The 22,119-nt window shown below is 68.4% G+C and carries 21 protein-coding genes and 1 tRNA gene; 12 read left to right on the forward strand and 10 right to left on the reverse strand.

What is annotated here, in order from left to right:
• Positions 1-46 precede the first annotated feature (46 nt).
• A complete protein-coding gene (locus tag MTE01_RS07070; protein WP_141376539.1) occupies positions 47-1,585 on the reverse strand; it encodes an amino acid permease in 1,539 nt (512 codons plus the stop codon).
• A 146-nt stretch (positions 1,586-1,731) separates the two neighbouring features.
• Here MTE01_RS07070 and MTE01_RS07075 point away from each other — a divergent pair, with 146 nt between their 5' ends.
• The 6 genes from MTE01_RS07075 (at position 1,732) to MTE01_RS07100 (ending at position 7,617) form a co-directional block, all read left to right on the forward strand.
• Complete coding sequence (locus MTE01_RS07075) at positions 1,732-3,087, forward strand: glutamine synthetase family protein (RefSeq protein WP_116238717.1); 1,356 nt, start codon at positions 1,732-1,734, stop codon at positions 3,085-3,087.
• A 19-nt stretch (positions 3,088-3,106) separates the two neighbouring features.
• Positions 3,107-3,883 (forward strand): gamma-glutamyl-gamma-aminobutyrate hydrolase family protein, encoded by a 777-nt coding sequence (locus tag MTE01_RS07080; RefSeq protein ID WP_371861600.1) that lies wholly within the window; start codon positions 3,107-3,109, stop codon positions 3,881-3,883.
• The gene (locus MTE01_RS07085; RefSeq protein WP_141376541.1) at positions 3,880-5,235 is read left to right on the forward strand and encodes an aldehyde dehydrogenase family protein; all 1,356 of its coding nucleotides are present in this window, start codon (positions 3,880-3,882) and stop codon (positions 5,233-5,235) included. The genes MTE01_RS07080 and MTE01_RS07085 overlap by 4 nt, the downstream gene beginning before the upstream one ends.
• A 118-nt stretch (positions 5,236-5,353) precedes the next feature.
• The gene (locus MTE01_RS07090) at positions 5,354-6,133 is read left to right on the forward strand and encodes a 3-oxoacyl-ACP reductase (protein WP_103206852.1); all 780 of its coding nucleotides are present in this window, start codon (positions 5,354-5,356) and stop codon (positions 6,131-6,133) included.
• A 25-nt stretch (positions 6,134-6,158) separates the two neighbouring features.
• On the forward strand, positions 6,159-6,875 hold the full coding sequence (locus MTE01_RS07095) for a FadR/GntR family transcriptional regulator (RefSeq protein WP_103206851.1): 717 nt from the start codon (positions 6,159-6,161) through the stop codon (positions 6,873-6,875).
• A 331-nt stretch (positions 6,876-7,206) separates the two neighbouring features.
• On the forward strand, positions 7,207-7,617 hold the full coding sequence (locus MTE01_RS07100; RefSeq protein ID WP_141376543.1) for a dehydrogenase: 411 nt from the start codon (positions 7,207-7,209) through the stop codon (positions 7,615-7,617).
• Positions 7,618-8,161: 544 nt separating this feature from the next.
• Here MTE01_RS07100 and radA read toward each other — a convergent pair.
• Together radA and MTE01_RS07110 are read right to left on the reverse strand one after the other, a co-directional pair.
• Positions 8,162-9,529: a DNA repair protein RadA gene (radA, locus tag MTE01_RS07105; RefSeq protein WP_103206849.1), complete on the reverse strand. Its 1,368-nt coding sequence runs from the start codon at positions 9,527-9,529 to the stop codon at positions 8,162-8,164.
• A gap of 257 nt (positions 9,530-9,786) precedes the next feature.
• Entirely contained in the window at positions 9,787-10,740 is a 954-nt protein-coding gene (locus MTE01_RS07110; protein WP_103207099.1) for an L-lactate dehydrogenase, read from the reverse strand.
• 314 nt (positions 10,741-11,054) lie between these two features.
• Between MTE01_RS07110 and MTE01_RS07115 the strand changes: the two genes are divergently transcribed.
• Together MTE01_RS07115 and MTE01_RS07120 are read left to right on the forward strand one after the other, a co-directional pair.
• Positions 11,055-11,144: transfer RNA gene (locus tag MTE01_RS07115), tRNA-Ser, on the forward strand.
• 1,130 nt (positions 11,145-12,274) lie between these two features.
• On the forward strand, positions 12,275-12,466 hold the full coding sequence (locus MTE01_RS07120; RefSeq protein WP_141376545.1) for a hypothetical protein: 192 nt from the start codon (positions 12,275-12,277) through the stop codon (positions 12,464-12,466).
• Positions 12,467-12,587: 121 nt separating this feature from the next.
• Here MTE01_RS07120 and MTE01_RS07125 read toward each other — a convergent pair whose 3' ends face one another.
• The 4 genes from MTE01_RS07125 to MTE01_RS07140 form a co-directional block, all read right to left on the reverse strand.
• Positions 12,588-12,836, reverse strand: coding sequence for a hypothetical protein (locus MTE01_RS07125; protein WP_170210641.1), 249 nt, complete (start codon positions 12,834-12,836; stop codon positions 12,588-12,590).
• Between the two features lie 530 nt (positions 12,837-13,366).
• Positions 13,367-13,915, reverse strand: a complete 549-nt coding sequence (locus MTE01_RS07130) for a Type 1 glutamine amidotransferase-like domain-containing protein (protein WP_218026337.1) — start codon at positions 13,913-13,915, stop codon at positions 13,367-13,369.
• A 564-nt stretch (positions 13,916-14,479) separates the two neighbouring features.
• Positions 14,480-15,361 carry a hypothetical protein gene (locus MTE01_RS07135; protein WP_141376551.1) on the reverse strand — a complete coding sequence of 294 codons (882 nt, stop codon included), beginning with the start codon at positions 15,359-15,361 and terminating at the stop codon, positions 14,480-14,482.
• A gap of 7 nt (positions 15,362-15,368) precedes the next feature.
• Positions 15,369-15,638 (reverse strand): hypothetical protein, encoded by a 270-nt coding sequence (locus tag MTE01_RS07140; protein ID WP_170210642.1) that lies wholly within the window; start codon positions 15,636-15,638, stop codon positions 15,369-15,371.
• 161 nt (positions 15,639-15,799) lie between these two features.
• On the opposite strand from MTE01_RS07140, the gene MTE01_RS07145 reads away from it, so the two are divergent.
• Positions 15,800-16,697, forward strand: a protein-coding gene (locus MTE01_RS07145; RefSeq protein WP_174799657.1) for an IS5 family transposase whose coding sequence is annotated in 2 segments (ribosomal slippage) — positions 15,800-16,156 and positions 16,158-16,697 — 897 coding nt in all. Because the reading frame shifts where the segments join, the coding sequence is not laid out codon by codon here.
• Between the two features lie 7 nt (positions 16,698-16,704).
• On the opposite strand, the gene MTE01_RS17460 is transcribed toward MTE01_RS07145, so the two are convergent.
• Both MTE01_RS17460 and MTE01_RS07155 read right to left on the reverse strand, forming a co-directional pair.
• Positions 16,705-17,043, reverse strand: a complete 339-nt coding sequence (locus tag MTE01_RS17460) for an SH3 domain-containing protein (protein WP_141376555.1) — start codon at positions 17,041-17,043, stop codon at positions 16,705-16,707.
• A gap of 331 nt (positions 17,044-17,374) precedes the next feature.
• On the reverse strand, positions 17,375-17,953 hold the full coding sequence (locus MTE01_RS07155; RefSeq protein ID WP_141376557.1) for a leucine-rich repeat domain-containing protein: 579 nt from the start codon (positions 17,951-17,953) through the stop codon (positions 17,375-17,377).
• Between the two features lie 650 nt (positions 17,954-18,603).
• On the opposite strand from MTE01_RS07155, the gene MTE01_RS07160 reads away from it, so the two are divergent.
• The 3 genes from MTE01_RS07160 (at position 18,604) to MTE01_RS07170 (ending at position 21,052) form a co-directional block, all read left to right on the forward strand.
• Positions 18,604-18,948: a hypothetical protein gene (locus MTE01_RS07160; protein ID WP_141376559.1), complete on the forward strand. Its 345-nt coding sequence runs from the start codon at positions 18,604-18,606 to the stop codon at positions 18,946-18,948.
• Between the two features lie 234 nt (positions 18,949-19,182).
• Positions 19,183-19,728 carry a hypothetical protein gene (locus tag MTE01_RS07165; RefSeq protein ID WP_116238713.1) on the forward strand — a complete coding sequence of 182 codons (546 nt, stop codon included), beginning with the start codon at positions 19,183-19,185 and terminating at the stop codon, positions 19,726-19,728.
• Positions 19,729-19,771: 43 nt separating this feature from the next.
• Positions 19,772-21,052 carry an MFS transporter gene (locus MTE01_RS07170; RefSeq protein ID WP_141376561.1) on the forward strand — a complete coding sequence of 427 codons (1,281 nt, stop codon included), beginning with the start codon at positions 19,772-19,774 and terminating at the stop codon, positions 21,050-21,052.
• 26 nt (positions 21,053-21,078) lie between these two features.
• On the opposite strand, the gene MTE01_RS07175 is transcribed toward MTE01_RS07170, so the two are convergent.
• A complete protein-coding gene (locus MTE01_RS07175) occupies positions 21,079-22,104 on the reverse strand; it encodes an agmatine deiminase family protein (protein WP_246078053.1) in 1,026 nt (341 codons plus the stop codon).
• Positions 22,105-22,119: the final 15 nt, after the last annotated feature.

The raw sequence follows: 22,119 nt of genomic DNA on the forward strand, positions 1-22,119 counted from the left end.
CGAGGGGTGGATGCCGGTCGGCATCCACCCCTCGTCGTTCCCGGATTCAGGCGCCGGCGTTCTTCCCGAACACCTCGCCCTCCATGGCGTCGTAGCCCTCTTTCTGGGGGTCGCCGTGCAAGCCGCCGGACAGGGCGTATTCCTCTTCGGGGGAGAGGACGAGTCGATGGCGACCGTAGACCGCGAAGGCGACGAAGATCACGGCGTAGACGACGATGATCGCCACGATCGCGAGCAGATAGGTCGGGTTGAAGAGAAGGCCGAAGAAGACGATCGCGGCGATGACGGCGGCCGAGTAGGCCCCGAACAATCCCCACGGGCTCTTGTAGGGGCGCACCGCATTCGGGAACTTCCGTCGCAGGATGATGAACGACACCATCTGCAGGAAGTAGGCCAGCACCGCGCCCCAGACGGCGATGTTGAGCACGATCGCTCCCGCGGGGCTGGCGTCGCCGCCGGCCGCCTGCACCACGACGAGAGCGACGAAGCCGAGCGCAGCGCCGAACAAGAGGGCGACCCAGGGTGTCTTGCGTGCGCCCGTGAGCGACAACCAGCGCGGGTAGTATCCGGCGCGCGACAGCGAGTACATGTTGCGGCCGTAGGCGAACATGATGCCCATCAGCGAGGCCAGGAGCCCGACGAGCGCGAGGAGCGACAGGAGGGCCGCGGCCTGGTCTCCGACCATCGCGCGGAAACCGTCGAGCAGGGGTTCGAGCGAGCTGCCGGTGGCGTCGGCGCCCAGCACGCCGGTGTTGAGGAACAGCACGATGAGACCGGTGACGATGAGCGTGCCGCGGGCCCAGAGCCCCGCGCGGGGGATGTCGCGGGCGGGGTCGTGCGACTCCTCTGCCGCGAGGGGGAGCTCCTCGATGCCGAGGAAGAACCACATCGCGAACGGGAGCGCCAGCAGGATCGATCCGACCCCGAAGGGCAGGAACTCGGTGTTCCCGTCCGTGGGGGCGATGTTCCAGAGCGATCCCCAGTCGAACGCGCCGGTCAGGAGCGACATCGCACCGAAGACGACGATGATGCCGATCGAGATGATCGAGACGACGATCGCGAACCCGAAGGAGATGTTCGCGCCGGCGGCGTTGAGAGCGATGAACAGCGCGTAGAGGATGATCCACCAGACGAAAGAGGGGAGGCTCACGCCGGTCAGCAGCTCGAGCGCCGAGTCGGCATACTGCCCCGAGAAGTAGACGACGACAGCGGTGGTCGCGACGTATTCGATGGTCTCGGCGAGACCCGTCGCGAGGCCGCCCCACGGTCCCATCGCCGACCGGGCGAACGAGTAGGCGCCGCCCGTGTGCGGCATGGCGGCGGCCATCTCTCCGATCGAGAAGGTGAGGCCGTAGTACATCACCACCAGGATGACGAAGGCGATGAGCATGCCGCCGAATCCGGCGAAGCCGATGCCGAAGTTCCAGCCCGAGAAGTCGCCCGAGATGACGGCGGCGACGGCGAGACCCCACAGGCCCCAGACACCCGCCGAGCGTTTCAGCGTGCGTTTCTCGAAGTACGAGGCGTCGGTGGCCGTATAGGTGGCTCCGGCGACCTTTTTGCGGGAGTTGCTCGAGGTGGACATGTGGCCTCCAGACGGATGCGGACAGGCTTCGGGGTCGCCTTGCGGGAAATCATGGCCTTCTATTGGTCGACCTGTCTACCTTTGGCGTGTAAGTTCCTCGTTACGTCCTTCGCACGAGGTGACGTGACCACCGCGAGAGGGAGACCATGGCGGGCAATCTCAGCAGCGAAGACCTGGATGCCGCGATCGAGGCGGGAGAGATCGACACGGTCGTCGTCGCCTTCCCCGACGCGCAGGGCCGGCTCGTCGGCAAGCGCGTCGCCGCGCGGTTCTGGCGCGACGAAGTCCGCGGCCACGGCGCGGAGGCGTGCAACTACCTGCTCTCGGTCGATGTCGACCTCAACACCGTCGACGGGTACGCCATGTCGAGCTGGGAGAAGGGCTACGGCGACATGCTGCTCGTGCCCGACCTCGACACCCTGCGCACGATCCCCTGGCAGCCCGGGACCGCGCTCGTCTTCGCCGACCTCGCGTGGGGAGATCGTGCGCACGTCGCACAGTCGCCCCGCGGCATCCTGACCGCGCAGCGCGCTCGTCTCGCCGAGCGCGGACTCACCGCCTACGCCGGAACGGAGTTGGAGTTCATCGTCTTCGACGACTCGTTCCGCGACGCGTGGGCCAAGGGCTACACGGGGCTGACCCCCTCGACCGACTACAACGTCGACTACAACCTGCTCGCGACGACCCGGCTCGAGCCGCTGCTGCGCGACATCCGCCTCGGCATGGACGGCGCCGGCATGTACTGCGAGGGCGTGAAGGGCGAGTGCAATTTCGGTCAGCAGGAGATCGCGTTCCGCTACGCCGAGGCTCTCGAGACGGCTGACAACCACACCCTGTACAAGAACGGCGCGAAAGAGATCGCCGATCGGCACGGCAAGTCGCTGACCTTCATGGCCAAATTCAACGAGCGTGAGGGCAACAGCTGCCACATCCACCTCTCCGTGCGCGGCGATGACGGATCGGCGGTGATGGCCGGCGACGGGGAGTACGGATTCAGTCCCCTGATGGGCCACTGGATCGCCGGCATCCTGGCCACCCTGCGCGAATTCACGCTGCTGTACGCTCCCACGATCAACTCCTACAAGCGCTACGCGAAGGGGTCGTTCGCCCCCACCGGGGTGGCCTGGGGCGTCGACAACCGCACGTGCGCCCTGCGCGTCGTCGGCCACGGCTCGTCGCTGCGCGTCGAGAACCGCGTGCCCGGGGGAGACGTGAACCCGTACCTCGCGATCTCGGCGATCATCGCGGGGGGCCTGTACGGCATCGAGAACGAGCTCGAACTGCCCGACCCGCTCAGCGGCAACGCGTACGCGGCCGGTGTCGACACCCTTCCGACGACCCTCCGGGAAGCCGCTCGGCTGTTCTCGGAGTCGGCGATCGCCCGCTCGGCCTTCGGCGACGAGGTCGTCGAGCACTACCTCAACCAGGCGCGCATCGAGGTCGAGGCCTACGACGCCGCCGTGACCGATTGGGAGCGGGTGCGTGGTTTCGAGCGCCTCTGATTCGAGCAGGACCCCCGTCGTGGGGCTGACCACGTACCTGGAGCGCGCGAAGCAGGGCGTGTGGGATGTCCGCGCCTCGTTTCTGCCGCAGCAGTACTTCGATGCCGTCACGGCCTCGGGCGCGAGCGCCGTGCTGCTGCCGCCCCAGCCGCGTCCCGAGCAGGCCGCGGCGGCGGTGCTCGACGGGCTCGACGGGCTGATCCTCACGGGCGGCCTCGACGTGCAGCCCGAGCTGTACGGGGCGGAGCGCCACCCGCTCACCGACCCCGCTCGCGCCGACCGGGACGCGTGGGAGATCGCGCTCCTCGCGGGGGCGCGAGAGCGCGGCATCCCGGTGTTCGGTATCTGCCGGGGGCTGCAGCTCATCAACGTCGCGAGGGGCGGCACCCTGCACCAGCACCTGCCCGAAGCACTCGGCACGGAGCGCTACCGCATCGGCGGGGGCGTGTTCGCCGAGAACACGGTCGAGGTGGATGCCGGCACGCGGCTCGCGGGTCTGGTCGGCGCCGGTCCGCTCACGGTCCACAGCTACCACCACCAGGGCGTCGACCGGGTCGGCGACGGGCTTCGCGTGACCGCTCGCACCGACGACGGCCTTGTGCAGGCCGTCGAGACAGAGGGCGACGACTACCTGGTCGCCGTGCAGTGGCATCCCGAAGAGAACGCCGAGGATCGCCGACTGTTCCTGGGCCTGGTCGCTGCCGCCGCGGTGTACCGAGCGTCGCGTGCCGCCGCCCCCTCGTCCGAGCCCGCAGGCCCGGTCACCACCTCCGAGCGCCAGGGAGTTCCCGCATGAGCACCTTCACCGTCATCGACCCCTCGACAGGGTCGCCGATCACGACGCTCGAACGCGCCGAGGTCGAGCACGTGGATGCCGCCGTCGCGAGCGCCGTGCGCGCGCAACGCGCGTGGGCAGCCCTGGCTCCTGTCGCCCGCGCCGACGCCCTGCGCGCGTTCGCCCGGGTCGTCGAGTCGCACGTCGACGAGCTCGCGGCTCTCGAAGTGAAGAACTCGGGCCACCCGATCGGCTCGGCCCGCTGGGAGGCGCAGCACGTCGCGCAAGTGCTCAACTACTACGCCGGGGCGCCGGAACGCTTGATCGGGTCGCAGATTCCGGTCGCCGGCGGACTCGATGTGACCTACCACGAGCCCTACGGGGTGGTCGGGATCATCGTGCCGTGGAACTTCCCCATGACGATCGCGGCGTGGGGCTTCGCCCCGGCGCTCGCCGCGGGCAACGCCGTCGTGCTCAAGCCCGCCGAGCTGACCCCGCTCACCGCGCTCCGCCTGGGCGAACTCGCTCTCGAGGCGGGGCTGCCGGACGGGTTGTTCCAGGTGGTCGTCGGCTCGGGCTCGGTCGTGGGCCAGCGCTTCGTCTCGCACCCCGACGTGCACAAGGTCGTGTTCACCGGGTCGACCGAGGTCGGCACCGAGGTCGCCGCGGGCTGCGCGCGGATGCTCAAGCCCGTGACGCTCGAACTGGGCGGCAAGAGCGCGAACATCGTGTTCGCCGACGCCGATCTCGAGAAGGCCGCCGCGGGCGTCCCCGGCTCGGTGTTCGACAACGCCGGTCAGGACTGCTGCGCGCGAAGCCGTCTGCTGGTGCAGCGGAGCGTCTTCGACCGCTTCCTCGAGATGCTCGAACCGGCCGTCGCCGCCTGGAAGGTCGGCGACCCCGCGAGTGAGGACACCCAGATGGGACCGCTCATCTCGGCATCCCATCGCTCTTGCGTCCAGGGCTTCCTCGACGGCGTCGACGTCGCGTTCCGCGGCTCGGCTCCCGAGGGCGACGGCTTCTGGTTCGCCCCCGCCGTCGTGCTCGCGCAGCCCGGAGACCGCATCGCGCGCGACGAAGTCTTCGGCCCGGTGCTCGCCGTGCTGCCGTTCGACGACGAAGCGGATGCCATCCGCCTCGCCAACGACACCGCGTACGGTCTCGCGGGGTCGATCTGGACCGAGAACCTGGGCCGCGGCATCCGGATCTCGCGCGCAGTGCGCAGCGGAGTGCTGTCGGTGAACTCGCACTCGTCGGTGCGCTACGCCACCCCCTTCGGCGGCATGAAGGCCTCCGGTCTCGGACGGGAGCTGGGACCGGATGCCGCCGAGCACTTCACCGAGGTGAAGAACGTGTTCTACGCCACCGAGTGACCCCTGCCCTTCACCCCTTGTCCCACTTGTGACGCTCCTTGTCCCGCTTATGGCTGCTTCAGCGGCTCCGAACCAGCCATAAGCGGGACAAGGGTCAGCTCGAAAGGAACCACCGCCCATGACCATCGACCTCACTCAGCGTCTGCGCGATCGCGTCGCCATCGTCACCGGAGGGGCCAGCGGCATCGGCCTCGCCACCGCCCGTCGCTTCGCCGCCGAGGGCGCCCGGGTCGTGATCGCCGACCTCGACGAGACCACCGGTACGGCTGCCGCCACCGAGGTGGGAGGCGTCTTCCGGCAGGTGAACGTCGCCGACGAAGCGTCCGTGAACGCCCTGTTCGACGGCGTCGCCGCCGACCTCGGCAGCGTCGACATCGCCTTCAACAATGCCGGCATCTCGCCCGCCGACGACGACTCGATCGAGACGACCGAGCTGCCCGCCTGGGACCGAGTGCAGGACGTCAACCTCAAGAGCGTGTACCTCTGCTCGCGCGCTGCCCTGCGACACATGGTGCCCGCGGGAAAGGGGTCGATCATCAACACCGCATCGTTCGTGGCCCTGCTGGGCTCGGCCACCTCGCAGATCTCGTACACCGCGTCGAAGGGTGGCGTGCTCGCGATGACCCGCGAGCTCGGCGTGCAGTTCGCGCGCCAGGGGATCCGCGTCAATGCCCTCTGCCCGGGACCGGTGAACACTCCGCTGCTGCAGGAGCTGTTCGCGAAGGACCCCGAGCGCGCGCAGCGCCGATTGGTGCACGTGCCGATGGGTCGGTTCGCGGAGCCGGAGGAGATGGCCGCGAGCGTGGCGTTCTTGGCATCCGACGACGCGTCCTTCATCACGGCGACGGCGTTCGTGGTCGACGGGGGCATCACCAACGCTTACGTCACGCCCCTGTGAACCGGTGACGTGACAGGCTGAGGGTGTGACAGACGCGCCGCTCGACGACCTGCGCCGGGCCGTGTACCGCCCCGTGCGCAGCGGCAACGCGCTGGAGGACACCACGGCGCGCATCGTGCAGACGGTGCGGCTCGGCCTCGTGGCGCCGGGGGAGTCGCTCCCCGCGGAGCGCGAGCTCGCGGCGCTGTACGGGGTGAGTCGGGACACGGTCCGCGAGGCGCTGAAAGAGCTGTCGGATGCCGGGTGGCTCGAGACGCGGCGGGGTCGCTACGGCGGGACCTTCGTCGTCGATCCCGTGCCCCGGCCCTCGACGCCGGCGGTCGTTTCGGCCGCCGAGCTCTCCGACGTCATCGCCCTACGCGGCGTCCTCGAACCGGGGGCGGCGTGGGCGGCGGCGGCGCGGTCGCTGTCGGCCGAGGAGCGGGACGTGCTGTGGGCGCGGCACGAAGCGGCCGCGCTCGCCGAGGGAGAGGACTACCGCCGACTCGACACGCTCCTGCACCTGACGATCGCGGAGTTCGCCGGCATCCCGTCTCTCGTTCCCCTCGTCGCCGACAACCGCGCGCGCGTGAACGCCTGGCTCGACACGTTCCCCCTGCTGCCGCGCAACATCGAGCACTCGACCTCGCAGCATGCCGCGGTGGTCTCGGCGATCCTCGCCGGGAGACCGGATGCCGCCCACGCGGCGATGCGCGACCACCTCGCCGGGTCGGAGGCGCTGCTGCGGGGATTCCTGGCCTAGGGACTCGTGGGGGTTCGGGGCTTCGGAGCTTCGAGGTCGCGGGTCGCAGCGCGCGAGGTGCGGTGGGAGGTCGCGGGGCGCCGTGAGGTCAGGGAGGCGGCGCGGGGCGCGGGAGGTGCGGTGGGAGGTTGTGGGGCGCCGCGAGGTCACGGAGGCGGCGCGGGGGAGCGCGGGGATGACGCGGCGGTGCCGGGTGGAGGAGCTTCCGCGGGCGGAGGATGCAGCCCGGGCGTTCGATCCTCCGGTCGGCGATTCTCCTCCCGTCGGAAGCGCCGCGGGCGTGTTCGGCGCAGCGCGGGCGTGCGCGACGCCGCGCGGATAGGCTCGGAGGATGGCGGCAGGCAAGAAGCGCAAGGGGAAGAAGCTCGACGTGGACTTCAAGAACACCGCCTTGACCGACGCCCTGCAGACGCAGGATATGGCGGCGATCGCCTTCGCTCTCCGTCACGGACCGACGGTCGTGCCGCTGATGACGCCGGGCGACGCCGACGACCCGCTCAGCGTCGGCGAGGTATGGACCTACCGCGATCCGAACACCGCCCAGCTCGCCCTGCTGCTGTTCAGTGATGCGGCGCACAAGCCCGAGACGCTGCCGCCGCACGTGGCCCTGCAGTCGCCGCAGTGGCTGCGCGCGTTCCTCGGAACGCATCGGGATGCCATCACCACGGTGTTCATCGACATTGCGGGGCCGCACCCGATCCAGGCTTCACCGGCTGACCTGATCGCCGCGCTGGACGCCTGAGCTCTCCCTCGGTGCCGCGGGTTCGGCGCCGCTGGTTCGGTGCCCGGGGTTCGGCGCCCGGGGGCCGGCGCCCGGGCTCCAACGCCCTGGGTCCGACGCCCGGGGGCCGCCGCCCGGGGACCGACGCCCGGGGTCTTCCCCCGGCGCGGGGGCGGTGGGGTGTCGCACTGCCCGTTGAGTGTCCAGAACACCCGGAGCATTCTGAATTTCGTCCGGGTGTTGTGGACACTCGAGCGTCGGATGGGGCGGGGGCGTGTGGGCGAGCGACCGGGCGGGTGAGAGGCGGAACTCGCGCGGGTGAAGGGCTCGTGCAAGACTCGGGGACATGGAGTACCTGATCGTCGGTGCCGTATGCGCCGCAGGACTTGTCATCCCCGCCGTTCTCGGGATGACGTCGCCGCACCGCCGCCGCCGGTCTTCTCCTCCCGGCCGTTGACGATCGCACGGGAGCGGTGTCCCGTGGGGCCACCGGTTCCTGAGAACTCGCGACCGCTCGATCTCACCGCATCGGTCTGCTGGAGGCGCTTTATGCTCCGGGTGCGTCTCAGAACCCGGGTTCGCTGTCGTCGCGGGGCAGGCCGCGCACCTGCAACTCGTTGAGGGCCTGCGCGAGTTTTCGCGACGAGGCGTCGAGGACGGTGTGATAGCCGAGCCGCTTCGCCTCTGACGCGCGCTGAGCGGCCTGCGTGACGTTGCGGATCTCGCCCGTGAGGGTGAGCTCGCCGATCGCCGCGAGGCGCTTCGACACCTTGCGGTTCTTCACCGCGTTGGCCACCGCGATCGCGATCGCGAGGTCGGCCGCGGGTTCGACCAGGCGCACCCCGCCGACGGTGGAAACGTAGACGTCGCGATCCGAGAGCGTCAGGCCCATTCGGCTCTCGAGCACGGCGAGCACCATCGCGACGCGCGAGGAATCGACGCCGTTGACGATGCGGCGCGGGTTGGGCGCCGTCTGCCGCACGGCGAGGGCCTGGATCTCGACGGGCAGAGCGCGCCGCCCCTCCATCGCGATCGTGACGCACGTGCCGGGTTCGGGCTCACCGTGGCCGAGGAACAGCGCGCTCGGGTCGGCGACCTCGGCGATACCCGTGCCCGTCATGTCGAAGCACCCGACCTCGTCGGTGGGGCCGAAGCGGTTCTTGAGTGCTCGCACGAAGCGGAGCGAGGTCTGCCGGTCGCCCTCGAAGTGGCAGACGACGTCGACCAGGTGCTCGAGGATGCGGGGCCCCGCGATCGACCCGTCTTTCGTGACGTGGCCGACGAGGATGACGGGGAGGCCTCGTTCTTTCGCCACACGGATGAGGGCGGACGCCACCTCGCGCACCTGGGCGGGCTGACCCGCCGCGCCGTCGCTGTGGGCCGACGACACCGTTTGCACGGAGTCGACGATCAGCAGTCCCGGCTCGACCTGGTCGATGTGCCCGAGGATCGTGGCGAGATCGGTCTCGGCCGCGAGGAAGAGCTCGTCGTGCAGGGCCCCGGTGCGCTCGGCGCGCAGCCGTACCTGCGCCGCAGACTCCTCTCCGCTGGCGTAGAGCACGCGCCGACCCGCGCGGGCGCTCTGGGCGGCGACCTCGAGCAGCAGCGTGGACTTGCCGACGCCCGGCTCCCCACTCAGAAGGATTGCCGCGCCCGGCACGATGCCGCCGCCCAGCACCCGGTCGAACTCGCCCACTCCGCTCGTGCGGCGTGGGGCGTCTTGCGTGTCGATCTCGGTGATCCGGCGCGCGGCGCGGGCGGCCCCGGGAGCGACGGGCGTGATCGACCGCACGATCCCGGTCTGTTCCGCGGCCTCGACGACCGTGCCCCACGACTGGCACTCGCCGCAGCGCCCGACCCACTTCAGCGTCGTCCACCCGCACTCGGTGCAGCGGTACGGGGCAGGGGCTGCAGCGGGACGTCGGGATGCCATGTGCTCAGGCTACGCGGGGCCTCCGACATCGCCGCGCCGGGTCGCGGCATGCGGTGGTCGCACGTCCGGCCGGGGTCCCGGCATCCGGGATCTGCCCCGCCGGTGCGCAGCCCGAGGCCACGCATAAACGCGATCCACGCGCATAAACACGTGCAGAACGCGTTTATGCGACTCGATCGCGTTTATGCGTGAGACGGAGGCGATCGACGCACGTACGCCGGGTGGGCCCGCGCTGAACCCACGGGGTCGACCGGTGGTCAGTCGCGGAGCGACCCCGCGACGGTTGTCAGAGCGTCGGCGGAGCGGCGCAGCAGCGTCAGCTCGGCGTCGGAGAACGGCGTGCCCGGGAGGGGAACCGCTCCGCGCGCCGAGACGATCGAGGGCACCGACAGGGCCATGCCGTCGACGCCGTGGAAGCCCTGCAGCACCGTACTGACCGGCAGGATCGCGTGCTCGTCGCGCAGGATGGCCTCGACGATCCGGGCGCTCGACAGGCCGATCGCGTAGTTGGTCGCGCCCTTGCCCTTGATGACCTTGTACGCGGCGTCGCGGACGTCGACGGCGATCGCGTCCAGTTGCTCGCGATCGAAGCGTGTGCCGTCGGGGAGATCGAACTCGGTGATCGGCACGGAGCCGATCGTGGCCGTCGACCACAGCGGAAACTCGGTGTCGCCGTGCTCGCCGACGATCCAGGCGTGCACGCTCGAGGTGGCGACCCCGGCGCGCTGCGCGAGTTTCCAGCGCAGGCGCGAGGTGTCGAGCACGGTGCCCGAGGCGAAGATGCGGCGGCTGGGCAGGCCCGTGGCCTCTTGAGCCAGGACCGTGAGCACGTCGCACGGGTTGGTCACGATCACGTAGATCGCGTGCGGGGCGACGTCGAGCAGCTTCGGCATCATGTCGCGGATGATCGCGGCGTTGGTCGCGGCGAGCTCGGTGCGCGTCTGGCCCGGGTTCTGCTTCGCGCCCGCCGTGATGACGACGACGTGCGAGCCCGCGGCCACCGAGACGTCGCTTCCGCCCGTGATATCGCTCGAACCGGTGAACTGCGTGCCGTGGGCCAGATCGAGCACCTCGGCCTCGACCTTCTCGGCCGCGATGTCGTAGAGCGCGACATGCCGCGCCGACCCGCGGATCAGGGCGGCGTACGCGACGCTCGCGCCCACGCTCCCGGCCCCGACGACCGTCAGCTTCGAGTTCTCGATCACGCTCATGGCTCGATCCTGGCAGCGGGGGAGGGCGGCTTCCAGCGTGGTCGTTCGACGGTGGACGAACGGATGCCAGGGGTCGAGGGCTGCGCCATGCGCGACGTGCGAGGGCGCGGGGCCGGCGGGTTGCGGCGCTCCCGTGCGGTCGCAGTGGTGCGTGCCGAACTCCGGAGTCTTCGGACACCGGCGACCGCGCGTGGCGGTGTCGCGGGAGAGCGACGCCGTTTCTCCGGACTGCGGCGACACCTCCCCGATCCCATCCGGCCATCGACCAGGCAGCCGATTCGCGGCATCCTGAAGTGTGTCGTAAGCTATTCGGCGGTGACGTGTCCGAGCGGCCGAAGGTGCAACACTCGAAATGTTGTGTAGGTTCACCCCTACCGTGGGTTCAAATCCCACCGTCACCGCCACCACGAAGGCCCCGAATCCCGCGGAAGCGCGGGGGTTCGGGGCCTTCGTCTTGGGGGATCAATCGTTTGCGGTAGCCGGACCGAGAAAACCGCCCCGCCATCGTCGACGGCCGCCTCCGCATCTCCGTTAGATAAGGCCTGCGGTGTCCCGGAATTGGTGCCCTGGTGCAGCCGGTGTCGCGGGATTGGTGGAGAGGTTCCTGTCGATGCCCTTGCCGACTGCATGGGAGTGACCGGCGGAAACTCTCCCGGACCGCGCCCGTCGAGTAGCCGCCTTGTTTTGGGGGACTGGCGCAACATGAAAGCGACCGACCTCTGCTGGACACCCCTCGACTACGGTAGCGACGCGCCCATCTTCTGGGACTTCAACGGCGGATGGTGATCTCATGAGTAGACGGCTTACCCAGGCGAATGTCCTCGCGATCGGCTGGGTCAGCCTCTTTGTCGGCGTCAGCATCCCGGCGGCCGCCTCCGTGGCCGCGATCCGACTGTTCCGGAACCTCCCCTGTTTTGCAGGTGTCCAGTGGACGTTCGCGCCGCTCGTGATTGGATGCGAACCCGTCGGCGACCTACGCACGGATTTTGGATGGATTGCCACGGCTGTTTGTCTCGCCGCGATGGTGACCTCGGTCGGTATTGCCGCGACCTCGGTGGCGAGATGGGTCCGCTCCAGGTCGAGGCGTGATGCCCTTTTGTCTCTGCCGTTCGCCGGCACGGTTGCGGCGGTTGTCCTCATCACAGCATTCGTTCTGGCGAGTAACCCGGACGAGGCCACCAGCTCACGCGGCGCGTGGATCACGCTGTCGTCTTTGACAGCGTTCGGTACGGCCATGCTTTTCGGCCTGACCTCAGCGGTCGTCGTACTTCTCGCGTCCGCCCGGGCAACCCGTGTCCCCCGGGCCCGGAGAACGCCGTACGCGATTTCGCACCTCACACTGCCCCTCATGTCGACGCATGGACGACCAATCAGAAGGGGCGGCCCAGCTGCGCCTGGCGGGCCTTTCCGACGCGGAAGCGCTCGCTGATCTGAGATTCGAGTGGATCAGCCGGGAAGGAGCCCGACAAAGGACGAGCACAACAGCTTCACTCGGCGATTCTCGCGATGGTGGCGCGAAGAACAGACGCGGTGCGTGACCGCCCTGGCTGAGGTCGACGGGCAGCTGGTCCGCGCGGCGTGGTTGCTGCTCCACGAGCGCGTCCCGAACCCGTCCCACTTCACTCGCGCTACCGGCGATCTCCAGAGTGTCTACGTGCGACCGCCGTTTCGACGCGCCGGTATGAACCTGCACCTCGAACTCACACTCCCGAGCACTGCGCTCTGATCGCATGAAGAACGTCGGAATAGTCACCGTCTCACCGACGACTCCCTTTCGATCCGACTCACACCTCCCGAACCCTCGTTGCCCTCCGCGCAACCGGGGGTTCGTCCTTCTCGCCGCGGGGTCAGGCGAGTGGCGGGCCGATCACGGCGTCCGTCGCGGCTTTGGTGGGTGCGAGGATGACCGCATCACCGGTGAAGAGAAACGTCTGGCTGTAGCGGCCGTCGATCTTGTACGTCAGGTAGGTCCCGCGCGGGCCGTCCTCTGTGAACCAGGCGCTGTCGTTGGCCGTGTACAGAGCGACCAAATCGTTCCAGTCCTTTTCCGACGCCGGTGACCAGTCGTAGGAGTCGTCGGAACCCTGGCTGGACACGCAGTCAGCCCCCCGCGCCAGCACGGGCATTGGCGGGAGCTTGATTGCTCCCTCGGGCAACACCCGCGAGACCAGTGTCAGATCGGATGACGGATCCGTGATGTTCCCGCAGGTCGCCGGTATGCGAGTGGAAACGGGAGCGGTCAGACGCTCGTCTGCATGGGCAGAGGTCGTCGGGGGACTGGTGGGCTGCGCGGGGGAGTCGGTCGGGGAAGGCGCTGGCGACGACGCGGTGTCTGCGGCCGGGCGGGATGTCGCCACGCACCCGGTTGCTCCCAGGGCGGTGACGGCCATGAGTGCGAGTGCAGCCACCGAGTTAGTGACCCGAGAAGGAGACGTGCTCACGGGTGTCACCATATCCACGTCGATCCTGAGTTCTCGAACGTCTCCGGTCCACTCCTGTCGAACCCTCGTTGCCCTCTGGGCGGCGGGGGTTCCGCTTTTCCGTCGCCAGCGCCGCAGCTCACCGCTCTCGCGCGGTTGTTCCGATCGCGATCGAGGGTGGGGTGTCGAGATGTCGGGTGTCTGAGTCAGTTGCGCGGGAGAGGCGCAGAGTCGACTACTCGCCCACGCCCCGATTGAGCGAGAAACGCTTGATCGTCCCTAAGCGCGAGCAGTGTGTAATCGGTGCCGAAAGTGTCGAGCGTGCGCTCGATCAGCTCCCGGGGATAGGGCGGCAACAGCCCGTCGGCGTGCGGGATCACAACCTGATCGACCAGACCGAGACCATCGAACGTCGTCAACGCGGGGCCATCGGCGGGGTCATCCATGAGCGACGCCGGGGTTAAGTCGGGACCGGCGACCATTGCCCCTGCGCTGACGCCGACGTACGGCAGGCCAGCTCGCACGTGACCGGTCAGGACCTCCCCATTCCCCGTCGTCTGTAGCGCCTCCAGTAGAGCGAAAGTGCTCCCGCTCGCCACGTACACAGCGTCGAGGTCGGACAACACCCGATCGAGCTCGTCCGAGCCCATGCCGCGCACGGTGATTCGACTCAGCTCGTGGCCGAGGCGTGCGAGCGCGTCACGCTCGGCCGCGACGAAGGGCGCGTCGGCGAAGAGCGCTTGTGCGTCGTCCACGTACCCGATTCGGAGCGGACGTTGCGGGGTTCCGACCGCTTCTTCGAGGAAGGCTGAGAGGGCTCCGATGTGCCACGAGAGCAAAAGGATGTTCACACAATCAGACTAAGCAGGACCCCCGACATGACCGACCGGCGCCGCAGCTCGATGCTCTCTCGAGGTCGTTCCGATACGCCGCCGACACCAGCTCCCAGCCGCCCCATCGGCACCATGCGCAGGGCCTGCGACCTGTGCCGTGCAGGCAGCGTCACCGGCACCAACCACAACACGATCGCCACCGTCGCCGTAACGCACGTCCCAACGCCACGATCACCCACCGCCGTGAACACCCACGGCGACGTCAAGCCCGCTGGCGAAGGCCCCCACCATCAAACGTCATCGCACACGCGGCCATATGGCCACTGGACGTCGCTGTCACGACGTCAAACTGCCGCACCAGAGCTCGTGCGGCGCAAGACCGAACGGTTTCATGTCCCTTCGCATCGTCAGTCCGGCGTCGTCGAGGGTCGATGCCTCAGCGCGCGGAGACCTTCTTATTGAGCGTCCCGAGCAGACTCATGCCACCTAACCGTGCTTCTGCTGATCAATGTATTTCTTTGCCGCCGCGAGGTACCGATCCTTTTCTGCTTTTTCATCATTCAGGGTGACTTGGTTCGCTGAGATAAGTGGAACCTGGAAAGAAGCGACAATATCTCCTGCCGTCTGGGTGACGCGTAGGTCGTTGTTGCAGCGAGCCTCGATGCCCGACAATTGAATGATTCGTTCGGGGGGATCGCCGTTCTCGAGTGCGGTCTGCGACTCAACGGAGATCCAATCGGTCTCGCTATCCATCGCGGTAAGACCGTTTGCCGTCAGGCATTCTGACCACTTGTCGCGGATCGCGCCCCACTCCGCTGTTCGTGTCGCCGCTCGCATCGCGGTGGTGCCGAGCTTCTGGGCCAAGCTGTCGAACATCGCGTCCTGGGTAGGAACGAAGTCGGCCGAATCGGGGTCGCTCTCGGCCTCTGCGTTGCACGCAGCAACCTCCTGTGACCATCTCTCACCCCCGGCGTCTTCGTCTGCTTGGAACGTTTCGGCTACAGGATCGGGTGGCCGCATCAGTCCCCACGTCTGAGCTCCGGGCTCGAACCAGACGCCGAAGTTCCTGTCATCCAGTGGGGGACCCGGGTCGACGCGGCCTGCGCGGAACGGCATGGAACGCGCGTTCATGCAGGTTTCGATGCGCAGGAACAGGGCTTGATTGAGTACGCCGATGTCGGATGCTGACGCGGACAGATCGTACTGAGAGAGCGGAAAGACGATGTGCCCGGTGCGCTCGTCCAGGCTTACCTGAGCCGTCGTGTCGCGTTCCAGGCTGGTGGGCGACCCGCCCTGTGGGGTTGGGGTGCACGCGACAATCACGCACCCCAACCCCACAAGAGCAAGCCCTTTGAAGAGCTGCTTCATCGGTTGCTTACGGCTTGACGGCGCTGATGCGGTCGCTCCAGGTCTCGCCGAAGTTCAGGCCGGTGTTCACGGCGCGCAGATCGTTGTAGCTGCCGTTGAGGCGGACGGTGCGGCCGGCGCACCCGTTGTTCTCGCAGTAGGTGGCCCACCCCGTGTTGCGGATCGAAGACGCCTTGTCGGAGTAGGTGAGGTTGCCATTGCTGAGGGTCTCGAGGTACTTGCCGTAGTTGATGTCATCGTAGAACTGCGCGGCAGATGCTGCTTGCGCACTCGTCATCAGCAGGCCAACCCCCAGGCCAGCTGTGACAACGATCTTGGTCAATTTCTTCATCGCGATTTCCTATTCTTCGGACATAGCGAGGCGAGCCCCCACACATGCTGAGTGTTTCGCAGGAGGTCATTGTGTGCAATAGCTGATTGATTTTGATAGTTGTTGCGATGCATGCTTTGAAAAGCATCAAATGTATGAGGGTGGATCTGTTGATCAGACCCTCGAACACGGGGCTGCGTGGTCACCCATTCGGTGACGATCGGCGGGTCGTGGAGGGTATCGCTTACCGGTTCCGGACCGGTATCCCGTGGCGTGATCTGCCGCGCGAACAGTTCGGCCCATGGCAGACGGTGTGGAAGAGACATCGCCGGTATGCCGGCGATGGCACCTGGGATCGCGTGCTGACACGGATCCTCGCTGAGGCCGATTCTGCCGGGAAGATTGACTGGGCGGTGTCGATCGACGCGACGATCGCGCGTGCGCGCCAGCACGCGACGAACACGACCCGTCCCGAGCAAGACACAGGGGGCGGGATCGACTCACAAGAATCTGCCCTGGCACGAGGTTGAACCGCCTGGTCATGGCATCGGCCGCTCCCGCGGCGGGCAGACCACGAAGATCCATCAGGCCGTTGACGGACATGGCCGACCGCTTGCGATGATCGTCACCGGCGGGCAGCGCAATGACGGTGCGGTGCTGGGTGCGGTGCTGGCGGAGATCCACGTTCCCCGACTTGGTCGTGGCCGGCCACGCACCCGCCCGGATGCCGTACTCGCTGACCGCGCGTACGCGACCGGCGTGATCCGCAATGAACTGCGCCATCGCGGGATCAAGGCCGTGATCCCCGACAAACGCGACCAAGCTGCCGCCCGCAAACGGCGAGGCAGCAAAGGCGGGAGACCAACCGGCCTCGATGTCGAGGCCTACAAGGGTCGCAACGTCGTCGAGCGGTTCTTCGCCCTCGCCAAGCAATGGCGCGGCATCGCCACACGGTTCGACAAACTCGCGATCACTTACCGTGCTGGGATTGCTCTCTGCGCCGTCCTGACCTGGCTACGTTCATAACGATTGATCACGCTACGGCGAGTACGCGGTGAGGAATCCATCCTTCACGTCCGTCAGCGTTCCGGCACCAGGACCAGCCGCTTTCTGAGTCATCCACGAGGACATCGACGTCTTCTCCCAACCTGGCCGGTAGCTCGGTGGTGTCGTATCCGAGACGAACAGTGCCGACCGAGCCGTCGATATCGAGGTGACGCGCCGGCACCCATCCCGTGCCCTGGGCCGCTGTCACGAACACGAAAGCGGGCCATTCCGTGTCCCGGTCTCCTATCTGAACGGCGTCGCCGGGAACGATCACGAGTGGGGCCCGATCTGGAATCTCATGATCGGCGGTCAACACACATCTCACAGCGTCAATCCTCCCATCAGAGCCGACCCACGCAGCCTATGGGAGACACGCCCTAGCACCTCGACAAGATTGGGTGTCAATAGTGTGAAGGGGGAGAATGACATGAAGTTTTCGCTTCGTCATAGGGCTGACCAGCGGTGACGCGGCGGTAACCGTTTCACTTCTCAGGGCGCGATTCGACCACGGTGCGCTGAGCTGCAACCGGCACGTCCGGGCGTGCGACTCGATCCGCCCGAAGCTGGTGCGTCACACGGTGCTCCGGGAAGACGCGAAGATGGCGGCTCCGAGGGGGCACGCTGTTCTCGGGAGGGGGCTTCTTCGAAGCGGACCGTCACTCGTCGACGAAATGGATGGCCAGATCATCACGTTGCGACAGCGCCCCGAGGCGCCCGGAAGCCGACCGCGAAACCGCCAGGATCTGTAGGCCGTCCAATGCCTCCAGTGGACGGTAATCCTCGACGGGGGTGCCGGCCACGCCCACGGTGACCAGACCCTCGAGGGACCGGAGCGGGCTGAGGTCGGCGACCTTCGTCCCGTTCAGCCACAGCTTCTGGAGGCGTCGGAGTGGACGGAGCGGTTCGATGTCCACGACCGGCGTGTCGCCGAGTTCGAGAACCGTGAGCGCTCGCAGCCCCGATAGCGGGCGGAGGTCAGCCACGCGTGTATCGCTCAACCACAGCTCTTCCAGAGCCCCAAGGCCTGCGAGTGGACGGAGATCGACGACATCCGTGCCGTCCAGTCCCAGGTGTCGGAGAGCGCGAAAGCGCTCGATGCCATCCAGCATCGTCACCTCATCGACGACGATCTCACTCACGCTCCCCGCACCCGCTCCCGGGGGTAATTGGCGCAGATGCTGCCGCACCGCAGCCCGGAGCCCCGCGTCCCTTAGCGATTCCACCTCATCGATCACCCGATCATCCTCCCGCGCCCGCCGGCGGACAGCGACCGGTGGGAACGGCGACGCCCTCGCACGTGTCCCCCAAATGGGGGACAAGGGTGATAGCTTTGACGACGGCTTCACCGTCCGGACCTGCCCCCAATGCACCCCATCCGGGCGGTGAGGTCTCGAACGAAGACGTGGGCGCGGCGCGATCCCGCGCGTGGGTCGACATCGCCGCGGGAACGCGCGTGACGCGACAGCCGTGGTGTGCGGGACGACTCCCCATCTCGGTCGTCATCTCCCGCGCCGACGACCTCGATCCGAGCCGTCGCCCGCGGGGCGAATCGCGCCAGTGGTTCGATGCGCCACCACACGTCTCATCGTGGTGTCCACGGGATGGGCGGGCCGCGCCACCGCCGCGGCACGCAGGGGGGCGTGTTCCGCGGGTTCACCGTCAGGGTATTCTCGAGAGGCGGTCTGCGACCTCCTCGCCGGGACGGGACGCGACAGGCCACCCTTCGGAGAACCACCCCGCCAGGAGAACAGATGGACCGGCTCGTCTATCAAGAGCGACGCATCTCCGACACCGAAAACCGGATGCCCTCGCCCCTTCGCTTCATCGAACGAGTGATGGACGACGCCAGCGGTGCCCGTGGGCTCCCTCTTGGTCCGGCCGGCGTATGACCGATCCTCAACGCCCGACGCAGGCGACGATCGCCGAGTGGGCCGCGCGCTTCGTGGCCAGGGGCGTTCCCGCGCTCGGCGAACCGCTCGTGCTTCCCCAGGACGATGACGAGAACGGCGACGCGTTCATCGTCCTCATCCACCTGCGGCACGCGCCCGCTGCCATCTACCTCCAGCTCGACGAAAGCGGGCGGTGGGTGGCCACCCTCACCGAGCGCCCCAGCGATCTCACGGGCACGTCCCTCGACCTCATCGCCCTCGGCGCCGAAGTCGAAGCGGCGGGTCAGCTGTGCGCCTACCTGCAGGAACGGACCGACGCTCACCTGGCGCCGTCCCCCTGATCGTCGGACCGCGTCGCTGCGCTGCGGACCTCGCCGATACCGCTGATCCCGTCGCGCGCCCGGGCAGGCGCCCGCGGTGCCTCGCGCGGACGCAACCGGAGCGCGTCGACGGCAGCTCGTTACGGAGCCGTGCCGACGACCCGATAGTAGGGCTGGACCCTCCGCGTCACCCCGATGGTGCGCGAAGCCGCTGACCCGCGACGTCCACGCCCCCGTTCCGATCGGAGCTGCAGCATGACCGTCCCCGCCGCCCACGAGTACCGCACCTACCCCGTCGTGACTCTTCCGGTGTTCGACCTCCGAACGGGGGATGTGGTGGTCGGTACGGATTCCGAGGTCGTCGGGATCGATGCCGAGAGCCCGTGGACGCGCCGCATCTCCGAGCGGCATCCCTCGGGGCAGATCACCCGATTCGCCTACGACTGCGCGGACGAGCTCACGGTGTATCGAAAGCCGCCAGCCGAATCCGCCGCCGACTCGGGCGCGGAGAGCGCTCCCGGCACGAGGACCGGGCGCCCCGCCGGCATCCGCTGCCCGCACTGCGGGAACGTGAGCGCCTTCGCGGTCCAGCTCACCGTGAACGTGGTGCTCGACGGCGACCTCGACGTCATCGGCTCCCCGCAGGCCTCGTCCGATCAGTGTTCCGCCCGCCTCACCGGCCCCGGGGACGGGTTCCGCGGAGACGAGCCCGTGCAGTGCCAGCAAGACCGAGGCGGGTGCGGACACCGAGGCAGCGTCGAGCAGTTCCGCGTCCGCGCGGAGGATTCCGCCGTCGAGTAGCCGGCCACGGAGGAGTCCGCCCCGGCCTGGATACGCTCGACCGATGGACGAGGACGCGCCGCCGACAAAGAAGCCGCGGGAGATCCTCCGCCATCCGGCTTTCGCGTTCTTCTGGACCGCGACGACGCTCCGCGCGTTCGGGTCGACGATCGCCGGGGTCGCCTTCCAGGTGCTCATCGTCACGGTGATCGCGGCGACGCCGGCACAGGTCGGCATCCTGAACGCCCTCAGCGTCGTTCCGTACCTGTTCCTCGGCCTGGTCGTGGGCGCGTGGATGGACCGCGGAAGACGGCAGCGGACGCTGGTGGTCACGACGATCGGGCGGGCGCTGGTGCTCGCCGTCGTCCCCATCCTCGTGCTGACGGGCGTGCTCGATTTCTGGTCGGTGGCGGCGATCACCCTCGCGCTCGGCGTGCTCACCCTGTTCGGGGACTCCGCAGCGCAGCCGCTGCTCCCGCGGCTCGTGCCGAGATCGTCGCTCCCGGCAGCGAATGCGCGGCTCGGCCAGAGCCAGACCGTGGCTCAGACGGCGGGGCCGGCGATCGGCGGTGCCCTTCTCGCGATCGTCGGGGCGCCGATCCTGTTCGTGGTCGACGCCGTCATCGCCGCGATCGCCGCGGTGCTGCAGTCGCGGATCTCGGTGTCCGAGGCGAAGGCTCCGCCGCGGGCCGCCGGCCGGCACGTGGGGCATGAGATCGCGCAGGGCATGCGCTACACCTATCGGCATCCGAGGCTGCGTCCGCTCGCGATCTCGATCCACGTGTGGTTCCTCGGCAACAGCATCGTGGCGACGGCATTCGTCGTCTTCGCGCTGCGCGAGCTCGCCCTGCCCGCGTGGGCGTACGGGGTTGCCCTGGCGCTCGGGGGAGTCGGCGGTTTCGTGGGGGCGGTGGTCGCCCCGGGCCTCGGCGTTCGGCTGGGAGCGGGCCGGGCGATCCTGCTCGGACGCGTTCTCGTCGTGCTGCCCTGGGCCGTTCTGGCCTTCGTCCCGCTCAGGCCCGACAGTGGCATCGGGGTGATCCTCGCCGTCGTCGCGGCCGCGCAGTTCGTCTACGGCCTCGCGATGGGGATCGAGGATACGAACGACATCTCTTACCGACAGTCCGTCGCGCCGGATCGCATCCAGGGTCGGATGAACTCGACCATCCGCACCGTGAACCGCAGTGTCTTCTTCGTCGGCGCATTGCTGGCGGGCGTGCTCATGACCTCGCTCGGCCTTCCGGTGACGCTCGGGATCGGTGCGGGGCTGTTCGTCCTCGCCGCGCTGGTCATCGCCCTCTCACCGCTGCGCGGAGCGCGCCACGATAGCTCTTCGCGCAGCTGAGAACCGCGCACGCGCGCTCGGGCGGATCACACCCGCGGCTGCTGCTGCGTGATGCAGTGGATGCCGCCCCCGCGGTCGAAGATGGGGCGCGAGTCGACCGTGATCACGCGACGACCCGGGTAGGCCTGGGCGATGATCTCGCGCGCCCGCGCGTCGGCTGCGTCGTCGCCGAAGCCGCACAACACGACCCCGTCGTTGGTGACGAGGTGGTTGATGTAACTCCAGTCGAGCCACCCCTCGTCATCACGCAGAGCGGAAGGAGCGGGGATGCCGGTGATGGCGACGCTGCGGCCCCGCTCGGCGAACGCGGTCTCGAGCTCGCTCCGTACGAGGCGCGACACCTCGAAGTCGGGGTGGGAGGCGTCCGTCTGCTCGTGGATGAGGACGTGCTCGGGCGAGGCGAAGGTGGCGACGATGTCGACGTGCCCGTTGGTGCCGAGGTCGTCGTAATCGCGGGTCAGGCCGCGCGAGAGCCAGATGGCATCCGTCGCTCCGATCGTTCGGGCCATTTCGGCCTCGACGCGGGTGCGGTCGGCGAAGGGGTTGCGACGGGGGTCGAGCTGCACGGTCTCGGTGAGAAGGACCGTGCCGGTGCCGTCGACGTGGAGCCCGCCGCCCTCGGCGACGAGGAGAGAGTCGACGCGCTCGGCTCCCGCGTGCTCGGCGACGACGCGGGCGATACCGGCGGACTTCTGCCATTCGGCCCAGTCGGGTGCGCCCCATCCGTTGAAGATCCAATCGACGGCGCCGAGGACGCCCGGGCGGTCGGGGTCGACGACGAAGGTGGGCCCCACGTCGCGCATCCAGAACTCGTCGAGCGGGGCTTCGACGATCTCGATGTCGGCGGAGAGCATGCGTCGGGCCCGAGCCATCTCGGTGGGGTCGACGACCATCGTCACCGGCTCGAACTGTTGCACGGCGTGCGCGACGTCGGTCCAGGCCCGGTAACCCTGCTCGCGGAATTCCGCGCCCACTCCGAGGGTGATGCCTTCGCGGGGGAACGCCATCCAGGTGCGCTCGTGCGGGGCGGATTCTGCGGGCATGCGCCACATGGCGTGCTCCTTCCG

Origin of the sequence: Microbacterium testaceum (assembly GCF_006539145.1) — a bacterium.
Taxonomy (GTDB): Bacteria; Actinomycetota; Actinomycetes; order Actinomycetales; family Microbacteriaceae; genus Microbacterium; species Microbacterium testaceum.

What these genes read in the sequence shown, in the direction of transcription:
- MTE01_RS07085 (WP_141376541.1), top strand. Translation starts at nt 3,880, where the DNA reads ATGAGCACCTTCACCGTCATCGACCCCTCGACAGGGTCGCCGATCACG.
- MTE01_RS07160 (WP_141376559.1), top strand. Translation starts at nt 18,604, where the DNA reads ATGACCGATCCTCAACGCCCGACGCAGGCGACGATCGCCGAGTGGGCC.
- MTE01_RS07075 (WP_116238717.1), top strand. Translation starts at nt 1,732, where the DNA reads ATGGCGGGCAATCTCAGCAGCGAAGACCTGGATGCCGCGATCGAGGCG.
- MTE01_RS07070 (WP_141376539.1), bottom strand. Translation starts at nt 1,585, where the DNA reads ATGTCCACCTCGAGCAACTCCCGCAAAAAGGTCGCCGGAGCCACCTAT.
- MTE01_RS07100 (WP_141376543.1), top strand. Translation starts at nt 7,207, where the DNA reads ATGGCGGCAGGCAAGAAGCGCAAGGGGAAGAAGCTCGACGTGGACTTC.
- MTE01_RS07135 (WP_141376551.1), bottom strand. Translation starts at nt 15,361, where the DNA reads ATGAAGCAGCTCTTCAAAGGGCTTGCTCTTGTGGGGTTGGGGTGCGTG.
- MTE01_RS07170 (WP_141376561.1), top strand. Translation starts at nt 19,772, where the DNA reads ATGGACGAGGACGCGCCGCCGACAAAGAAGCCGCGGGAGATCCTCCGC.
- MTE01_RS07110 (WP_103207099.1), bottom strand. Translation starts at nt 10,740, where the DNA reads ATGAGCGTGATCGAGAACTCGAAGCTGACGGTCGTCGGGGCCGGGAGC.
- MTE01_RS07140 (WP_170210642.1), bottom strand. Translation starts at nt 15,638, where the DNA reads ATGACGAGTGCGCAAGCAGCATCTGCCGCGCAGTTCTACGATGACATC.
- MTE01_RS07090 (WP_103206852.1), top strand. Translation starts at nt 5,354, where the DNA reads ATGACCATCGACCTCACTCAGCGTCTGCGCGATCGCGTCGCCATCGTC.
- MTE01_RS07175 (WP_246078053.1), bottom strand. Translation starts at nt 22,104, where the DNA reads ATGTGGCGCATGCCCGCAGAATCCGCCCCGCACGAGCGCACCTGGATG.
- radA (WP_103206849.1), bottom strand. Translation starts at nt 9,529, where the DNA reads ATGGCATCCCGACGTCCCGCTGCAGCCCCTGCCCCGTACCGCTGCACC.
- MTE01_RS07165 (WP_116238713.1), top strand. Translation starts at nt 19,183, where the DNA reads ATGACCGTCCCCGCCGCCCACGAGTACCGCACCTACCCCGTCGTGACT.